2 rRNA genes are annotated in these 3,389 nt (G+C 54.3%); both read left to right on the plus strand.

From position 1 onward, the window contains the following. Nucleotides 1-131 precede the first annotated feature (131 nt). Nucleotides 132-3,023: ribosomal RNA gene (locus DOM56_RS19180) — 23S ribosomal RNA — on the plus strand. A gap of 184 nt (nt 3,024-3,207) precedes the next feature. Beyond that, a 5S ribosomal RNA gene (rrf, locus tag DOM56_RS19185) occupies nt 3,208-3,322 on the plus strand. Nucleotides 3,323-3,389: the final 67 nt, after the last annotated feature.

Consider the following 3,389-nt stretch of genomic DNA (forward strand, 5'->3'; position numbering starts at 1 on the left):
TAAACGCTCTTTAACAATTTGGATCATGCTGACAGTTCTTCTCGCAAGAGAAGAACGAAAGTGATACGTCTCAAGCGTATCCGGCAATTGTCGTTAGACTAATCGCGCGACCAGACTCCTTCGGGTTATATGGTCAAGCGATTAAGCGCACACGGTGGATGCCTTGGCAGCCAGAGGCGATGAAGGACGTTGTAGCCTGCGAAAAGGTTCGGTGAGGTGGCAAACAACCTGCGACCCGGACATGTCCGAATGGGGAAACCCACCCAGCATAAGCTGGGTATCCCACACTGAATCCATAGGTGTTGGGAAGCGAACCGGGAGAACTGAAACATCTAAGTACCCCGAGGAAAAGAAATCAACCGAGATTCCCCTAGTAGCGGCGAGCGAACGGGGAGTAGCCCTTAAGCATGTGACTGGTTAGACGAACGCGCCTGGAAAGGCCGGCCATAGTGGGTGATAGCCCCGTAGTCGAAAACCTGAATGTGTGAAATCGAGTAGGTCGGGGCACGTGAAACCCTGACTGAACATGGGGGGACCATCCTCCAAGGCTAAATACTCCTGGCTGACCGATAGTGAACCAGTACCGTGAGGGAAAGGCGAAAAGAACCCCGGAGAGGGGAGTGAAATAGATCCTGAAACCGTGTGCGTACAAGCAGTGGGAGCCGACTTGTTCGGTGACCGCGTACCTTTTGTATAATGGGTCAGCGACTTATATTCAGTGGCGAGCTTAACCGTATAGGGGAGGCGTAGAGAAATCGAGTCTTAACTGGGCGACCAGTCGCTGGATATAGACCCGAAACCGGGCGATCTATCCATGGCCAGGGTGAAGATTGAGTAACATCAATTGGAGGCCCGAACCCAAGTATGTTGAAAAATGCTGGGATGAGCTGTGGATCGGAGTGAAAGGCTAATCAAGCTCGGAGATAGCTGGTTCTCCTCGAAAGCTATTTAGGTAGCGCCTCACGTATTACCGCCGGGGGTAGAGCACTGTTTCGGCTAGGGGCCCATCCCGGGTTACCAACCCGAGGCAAACTCCGAATACCGGTGAGTAGAGCGTGGGAGACACACGGCGGGTGCTAACGTCCGTCGTGAAAAGGGAAACAACCCAGACCGTCAGCTAAGGCCCCCAAATTCTGGTTAAGTGGGAAACGATGTGGGAAGGCATAGACAGCTAGGAGGTTGGCTTAGAAGCAGCCATCCTTTAAAGAAAGCGTAATAGCTCACTAGTCGAGTCGGCCTGCGCGGAAGATGTAACGGGGCTCAAACCAGATGCCGAAGCTACGGGTTCATCCTTTGGATGAGCGGTAGAGGAGCGTCGTGTAAGTCTGTGAAGGTGTGTTGAGAAGCATGCTGGAGATATCACGAGTGCGAATGCTGACATGAGTAACGACAAGGGGAGTGAAAAACTCCCCCGCCGGAAGACCAAGGTTTTCTGTTCTATGTTAATCAGAGCAGAGTGAGTCGGCCCCTAAGGCGAGGCTGAAAAGCGTAGTCGATGGGAAACGGGTCAATATTCCCGTACCGGATGTGGTTGCGATGGGGGGACGAAGAAGGCTAGGTGAGCCAGGCGTTGGTTGTCCTGGTGAAAGTCAGTAGGCTGAGGACTTAGGCAAATCCGGGTCCTCAAGGCCGAGAGACGAGACGAACGGACTACGGTCCGGAAGTCATCGATGCCACGCTTCCAGGAAAAGCCTCTAAGCTTCAGATCACATGCGACCGTACCCCAAACCGACACAGGTGGTCAGGGTGAGAATCCCAAGGCGCTTGAGAGAACTCGGGTGAAGGAACTAGGCAAAATGGCACCGTAACTTCGGGAGAAGGTGCGCCGGCTTAGGGTGAAGGACCTCGCGTCCCGAGCTCGAACCGGTCGAAGATACCAGGTGGCTGCAACTGTTTATTAAAAACACAGCACTCTGCTAACGCGTAAGCGGACGTATAGGGTGTGACGCCTGCCCGGTGCCGGAAGGTTAATTGATGGTGTTAGCCGCAAGGCGAAGCTCTTGATCGAAGCCCCGGTAAACGGCGGCCGTAACTATAACGGTCCTAAGGTAGCGAAATTCCTTGTCGGGTAAGTTCCGACCTGCACGAATGGCGTAATGATGGCCACGCTGTCTCCACCCGAGACTCAGTGAAATTGAAATCGCAGTGAAGATGCTGTGTACCCGCGGCTAGACGGAAAGACCCCGTGAACCTTTACTATAGCTTCACACTGGACGCTGATGTTGCTTGTGTAGGATAGCTGGGAGGCTTGGAAACCCGGACGCCAGTTCGGGTGGAGCCAACCTTGAAATACCAGCCTGGCATCATTGGCGTTCTAACTTGGCACCGTGATCCGGTGTGAGGACAGTGTGTGGTGGGTAGTTTGACTGGGGCGGTCTCCTCCGAAAGAGTAACGGAGGAGCACGAAGGTACCCTCAGCACGGTTGGAAATCGTGCATTGAGTGCAAGAGCATAAGGGTGCTTAACTGCGAGACAGACACGTCGAGCAGGTACGAAAGTAGGTTCTAGTGATCCGGTGGTTCTGTATGGAAGGGCCATCGCTCAACGGATAAAAGGTACTCCGGGGATAACAGGCTGATACCGCCCAAGAGTTCACATCGACGGCGGTGTTTGGCACCTCGATGTCGGCTCATCACATCCTGGGGCTGAAGTCGGTCCCAAGGGTATGGCTGTTCGCCATTTAAAGTGGTACGCGAGCTGGGTTTAGAACGTCGTGAGACAGTTCGGTCCCTATCTGCCGTGGGCGTTGGAGATTTGAGAAGTGCTGCTCCTAGTACGAGAGGACCGGAGTGGACGCACCTCTGGTGTTCCGGTTGTCACGCCAGTGGCATCGCCGGGTAGCTATGTGCGGACGGGATAACCGCTGAAGGCATCTAAGCGGGAAGCCTCCTTCAAGATGAGATCTCCCTGAGACTTCGAGTCTCCTAAAGGGTCCAGCAAGACTAGCTGGTTGATAGGCACGGTGTGGAAGCGCTGCAAGGCGTTGAGCTAACGTGTACTAATGCCCCGTGAGGCTTGACCATATAACCCCAAGGGGTTTTGGAAAGAGGCGTTGTGGCGAAAGCCAGGGCGCGAGGTCGAGCGATTAGTACGACAATGACTGGATACGCGGGCCGAGAAAGAGCCGGCCAAACGAGACGTAGCCGTCAGCATGATCCGAATCAGTTGAAGCGATGCGAGCAAAAGATCGCTTCAGCGTCAGTTTTGCCTGACGACCATAGCGAGTGGGAACCACCTGATCCATGCCGAACTCAGAAGTGAAACCGCTTAGCGCCGATGGTAGTGTGGGGTCTCCCCATGTGAGAGTAGGTCATCGTCAGGCACTTATACCGAACCCCCGGCTCAGGCCGGGGGTTCATTCGTTTAGGGGTCTCTCCCTGAAGAGTAGC

Origin of the sequence: Salinicola sp. CR57 (assembly GCF_003206585.1) — a bacterium.
Classification (GTDB): Bacteria; Pseudomonadota; Gammaproteobacteria; order Pseudomonadales; family Halomonadaceae; genus Salinicola; species Salinicola lusitanus.